Consider the following 4,922-nt stretch of genomic DNA (forward strand, 5'->3'; position numbering starts at 1 on the left):
CCCCGTGGCTGCGCACCGGCGGCGGGCGCGAGGTGGCCGTCTTCGGCGGCGGCGTCGCGGGCCTGTCCGCCGCGCACGAACTGATCGAACGCGGCTACCGGGTCACCGTCTACGAGCCCGCCCACCTGGGCGGCAAGGCGCGCAGCATGCCGGTGCCCGGCACCGGCGCGGGCGGGCGGCTCGACCTGCCGGGCGAGCACGGGTTCCGCTTCTTCCCCGGCTGCTACCAGCACATTCCCGAGCTGATGAGCCGGATACCGTTCCCCGGCAACCCGAACGGCGTGGCCGACAACCTGATCCGGGTGGAGGGCACGGTGGCCGGGTTCCGGGGCAGGCCGCCGATCTTCGCGCCGGTCGAGCTCGGCGCGATCGATCAACTGACCCCCGAACGCATCCAGAACAGCATCGTCAGCGCGGTGGGCTTCATCCCCGAACTGCCGCCCACCGAGATGGCGTTCTTCGGCAAGCAGATGATGATGTGGTTCACCTCCTGTCACGAGCGCAGGTTCGGGCAGTGGGAGCACATGACCTGGGAGCAGGCGCTGCGCGCCGACGGCAAGTCGGCGGCCTACCGGGAGTACCTGGTGTCCGCGCTGACCAGGATCACCGTCGCCGCCAAGCCGCACATGAGTTCGGCGCGCACCATCGGCACCATCGGCGAGGCGCTGGTGCTGGCGGGCACCGGCCTGGTCCCGCAGTACTCCGGCGGCATCGACCGCATCCTGAACCGCCCGACCAACGAGGCCTGGATCGACCCGTGGGTGGACTACCTGCGCTCGCGCGGAGTGCGTTTCGTGCTCGGTCAGGGCGCCGCGCACATCGACATGCGCGGCGGGCTGGTCAGCGGGGTGCGCACCTCGGGGCCGGGCGGCTCCGGCACGGTGACCGCCGACTGGTATGTGATCGCCGCTCCGGTGGAGCGCACCGTTCCGCTGCTGAATTCCACTGTGCTGAACGCCGATCCGAGCCTGGAGGGGATGCGGCGCCTGATCGTGGACTGGATGGTCGGCATCCAGTACTACCTGCGCACGCCCACCGACATCCCGGAGGGCCACATCGCCGCGCTCGGCACCCCGTGGGCGCTGACCGCGCTGCGCCAGGCGCCCATGTGGGTGGACGATTTCGCGAGCCGCTACGGCGACGGCTCGGTGCGCGAATGCCTCTCGGTCGACATCTCCGACTGGGACACCCCCGGCATCCTCTACGGCAGGACCGCCAAACAGTGCACCAAGCAGGAGATCGCCGCCGAGACCTGGGCGCAGCTGAAGGAATGGCTCAACACCGGCACCGGCTGGCTGCGCGACGAGGACGTGCACTCCTGGCACCTCGATCCCGGCATCACCTGGCAGGGCGAGGCCATCGACAACGCCACTCCCCTGCTGGTCAACACCGTCGGCTCCTACGCCGACCGCCCGCACTCGCACTGCGCGATCCCGAACCTGTTCTTCGGCGGCGACCACGTGCGCAACCACATCGACCTGGCCACCATGGAGGGCGCCAACGAGTCCGGGCGCACCGCGGCCAACGCCGTCATGGACGCCGCGGGCGACCCCGGCCCCCGGGTCCCGGTGTTCCCGCTGGTGCAGGTGCCGATCTTCGAAGCGGCCAAGGCGATCGACGCGGACCGGTACCGGGCCGGGTTGCCGCACGTGCTCGACCTGGTCTGACCCCGGGTCGCCTTCGCTCAGGCGGGTGGTGACCCGGCTGTCGGTGCGTTCGATGACGAGATCACCGAGTGTTTCGGCTCTGCCCCGGCCAGCACCGGATCGTTCACATGACAGCGCACGTTGCCCTGAAAGTCGACGCTACCGGCCCGCACACGGGCCCATCCACCCACCACAGGGTTGCGTGCGCCGACACCTTCAGTCAGCAGGATCATGCGCCCGGGGCCGACAGTTCGCGGATGGCGGCGCAGCTACGGCGGGTCATGACGGCGAACATCTCGTCGCCGCGTGCGGTGACGGCGCCGAAAGCCGCGCCGAAGACGGTGATGAGCGGGCCCTGCGGGAGCGCGAAAATGTAGTCCTGCCAGCACTGTTCGAGGCTGTAGTCGGTGACGCCGATGGCGCGGAGGGTGCGGTGGTACTCCTCCACCAGCGCCTGCTCGTGCGCGCGGCGCCGGTCGGGGTCGAGCGAGGTGCCGATGAAGAAGGACAGGTCGCGGGCGGGCAGGGCGAGGCCGAGGGTCTGCCAGTCGACAGCGGTGACGATCGCAGAATCCGAATCCTTGTCATGGGTAGGTTGACGCTCGGACTGCCGAGAGGAGTTCAGGGGACTCGAACCCCTGACTCCGCCCGAAGAAAATGCCAGGTCAGCGATCTGGTGCGGGCTCTCACCGCAGGTCAACAGCCATTTCACGACCGTTCGTGCCATTTCAGGACCAAAGCTAACCTCCAGGTGGTGACGGCGTCGAAACTGCCTACAGTCGTTCCGTCGTCGATGCCGTCTGGCACCGCGGAGAACACCGCCACCGACAGCGTGACGGCCTGGCAAGGACACCGCGGGCGCCTGGGTGGCGATGGATGCTCGGTGTGGTGGGGTCAGGTTTGACATCGGTGTGAGGCGGTAGGGAAGATCACTGGCGCGTGCCGACCGTTTTGGGGGGAATGTGGGTTTCGAGCTCGAAGATTTTCGCCGTCTGCAGGAGTTGGGTGATCGACAGCTCGCCGCTGTGAGGCAGCGGGTCGAGGGAGTCGAGAACGATGGCGCCAGCTTGTCTTTCACGGCTACTTCCGGTGGGGGCGAGGCGACGGTTCAGGTGACGAGCACCGGCGCGCTGACGCACATTTCGTTGGCGTCGGGTTTCGGTGACCTCAGTCAACCTGCGTGGCTGTTGGCCGATGACATCGACAAGGTGTGCCGGGCGATCGTCGAGGCGGTTGGCCAGGCGAGGGCGAAGGCTTCCGAGGAGATGCGGGGCCGGTTCGCGCAGGCGTTTCCCGATGCCTACGACCTGCTCGATGACCTGCGTGACCCCCACAGTGGCAGGGAGGGGATGAGGTGACCGAGTTCGATCGGCTCTATCACATGGTCGCGGAGATGAATCGCGACTGGAAGCAGCTCATCGTCGATATCCGCTCGGGCAGGCATTCTGAGCGGCGCGCGGCCGAACGGCATCGGTGCCTGTCGTCGACCGCTATACCGGCTCGGAGTACGGCAGCCTCACGGTGGACGGCACCGGCGCGCTTCGTGATCTCAACCTCGAGGCCTACGAGGTATCGCAATCCAACGAAGCCGATGTGGTGGCGGCGATCATTGCGGCCCTGAACTCACCGGCAGCGAAACCGCAGATCAGGCGAGCGCAGGAACTGACTAGGGGGAACAGCTTTGGCTGACACTGATTTTCGGGTATGCCCGGCGGCGTTGAGGCTGCAGGCTGTGGAGGTCGATCAGGCCTCCGACCATTGGCGGAACGCGAATGCGGCTATCGGTGGTGCGCCGATGGCCGAGGACGCGCTCGGCTTCTACGGCAACGACATCGTGGCGAAGTTCAATGCGGCGGCGAGCACGGTGAGCGGAAAGCTGATCCAGGGGCACCTTTCCATCCAGTCGGCGGCGACCGGGCTGGAAACGTGTGCCACTCACTTCGAGGCTGTGGATGCCGAGTGGTACCGGCAGTTCGGGTTCATCGACGCGCAAGCGGGTAACTAGATGGGCAGGAAAACGCAGGAGGGCTACCCGATCCCGGCTGACAAGAACCCGTTCGGGCTCTCCGCGGAGATGGTCTTCCCCTACGAGCAGGCAGCCACGCTGGTGACGACGGCCGAACGGGTCGGTTACACCGTGGTGCGCGCGCAGGTCGAACTGATTCGCAAAATGCTCGGCAACCCGAATGACGTCTCCACGGTGCTGGCGGGGTGGCAGACAGCGGTCTCGGAGCTGACGCAGTCGATCGACGGCAGCCTCCATCGCACACATCTCCAAGTACGCGGCGATCGTCGCCGAGTTCTCCGGTGGGCTGCTCGAAGAGATCCGAGAGTTGGTCACCTTCGACGGTGGCAGCATCGAGACACAGATTCTCGAGACACTCGCGCAGTTCATGGAAGAAACCGGCAAGGTGATCGAGTCGGTCATCAACTACAAGAAAGAGATCGCCGGCAAGATGGACGAGATCATCACCCGAGCAGGTGAGATCGCGGTCCCCGGGGCCATCTCCCCCGCTGCTCTGGACACCACCGGGTGGCAGCCGCGCAACCCGACTGGTCCCGGCTGGGGCACCCCGTCATGACCAGCAGGAAGCGGACCCCGCGCCGTTTCGTGCATCGGGCAGCGGGCAGTGCAGGGATGGCTCTCGTCGCCTCGGTACTGGTCGCGGCCGGGTGCTCGACACCGGAACAGGATCCGTCCGAGCCGTTGGCCTACCGGTCTGTGCCCGCCGACTGCCAGGCCATCACCGACCGGACCATCACACCGATCCGGGAATTCTTCGCTGATGTGTCCTCGCCGGACCTGCCCGGGACACTCGGCGAGGAACACGCCACGACAACCGCCACCCCGACCTCGATCTCCTGCTTCGCCTACCGAGATCGCACCGGTCCGGACTTCCTTCTCGGCCGCGACGTCAGGATCGAACTCATCCTGGCCACCGAGCCGCTCCACCGGCCCAGTGCCGCCACCCCGGTGCCGTTGCTGGGCGACAGCGCGCACCAGGAGACCGGGACACGTCTGGGCGCGCCCGGCGCCTACTCCAGGGTCGTCTTCCGGGCACGCAACCTCGAGGTCAAGGTCACTGCCAGCGGCAACGACCTGGGACCGGGGACACCCGATGTCTCCGAGCGAGCCGAGAAGACCGCACTCACCATCGCCACAGCGATCGACGACCACCTCGACGACCTGATGCCCTGGCCGGAATAGTCCACGCCCCCTACGCCGACCGCCGAGCAGAGACAATAGGTCCGGCGAGTCTCCGACCCCTGCCAGCC

At 67.3% G+C, this 4,922-nt stretch carries 7 protein-coding genes; 6 read left to right on the plus strand and 1 reads right to left on the minus strand.

The window, feature by feature from the left end; all coding sequences use genetic code 11:
• Positions 1-1,667 (plus strand): hydroxysqualene dehydroxylase (locus QH283_RS25735; RefSeq protein ID WP_348538318.1); only part of this gene is annotated, 1,667 nt, incomplete at its 5' end.
• 208 nt (positions 1,668-1,875) lie between these two features.
• Here the strand turns inward: QH283_RS25735 and QH283_RS25740 are convergent.
• Positions 1,876-2,373 (minus strand): oxidoreductase family protein, encoded by a 498-nt coding sequence (locus QH283_RS25740; protein WP_280505520.1) that lies wholly within the window; start codon positions 2,371-2,373, stop codon positions 1,876-1,878.
• A gap of 235 nt (positions 2,374-2,608) precedes the next feature.
• On the opposite strand from QH283_RS25740, the gene QH283_RS25745 reads away from it, so the two are divergent.
• The 5 genes from QH283_RS25745 to QH283_RS25765 all read left to right on the plus strand — a co-directional run bounded on the left by QH283_RS25745 (position 2,609) and on the right by QH283_RS25765 (position 4,854).
• On the plus strand, positions 2,609-3,004 hold the full coding sequence (locus QH283_RS25745) for a YbaB/EbfC family nucleoid-associated protein (RefSeq protein WP_280505521.1): 396 nt from the start codon (positions 2,609-2,611) through the stop codon (positions 3,002-3,004).
• Between the two features lie 115 nt (positions 3,005-3,119).
• Positions 3,120-3,335, plus strand: a complete 216-nt coding sequence (locus QH283_RS25750; protein WP_280505522.1) for a hypothetical protein — start codon at positions 3,120-3,122, stop codon at positions 3,333-3,335.
• A gap of 43 nt (positions 3,336-3,378) precedes the next feature.
• On the plus strand, positions 3,379-3,651 hold the full coding sequence (locus QH283_RS25755; protein WP_432420782.1) for a hypothetical protein: 273 nt from the start codon (positions 3,379-3,381) through the stop codon (positions 3,649-3,651).
• A gap of 328 nt (positions 3,652-3,979) precedes the next feature.
• Positions 3,980-4,228 carry a hypothetical protein gene (locus tag QH283_RS25760; RefSeq protein ID WP_280505524.1) on the plus strand — a complete coding sequence of 83 codons (249 nt, stop codon included), beginning with the start codon at positions 3,980-3,982 and terminating at the stop codon, positions 4,226-4,228.
• A 56-nt stretch (positions 4,229-4,284) separates the two neighbouring features.
• Positions 4,285-4,854, plus strand: coding sequence for a hypothetical protein (locus tag QH283_RS25765; protein WP_280505525.1), 570 nt, complete (start codon positions 4,285-4,287; stop codon positions 4,852-4,854).
• Positions 4,855-4,922 lie beyond the last annotated feature (68 nt).

Origin of the sequence: Nocardia farcinica (genome assembly GCF_029867845.1) — a bacterium.
Lineage (GTDB): Bacteria > Actinomycetota > Actinomycetes > Mycobacteriales > Mycobacteriaceae > Nocardia > Nocardia farcinica_A.

What these genes read in the sequence shown, in the direction of transcription:
- QH283_RS25740 (WP_280505520.1), bottom strand. Translation starts at nt 2,373, where the DNA reads ATGGCACGAACGGTCGTGAAATGGCTGTTGACCTGCGGTGAGAGCCCG.
- QH283_RS25765 (WP_280505525.1), top strand. Translation starts at nt 4,285, where the DNA reads ATGGCTCTCGTCGCCTCGGTACTGGTCGCGGCCGGGTGCTCGACACCG.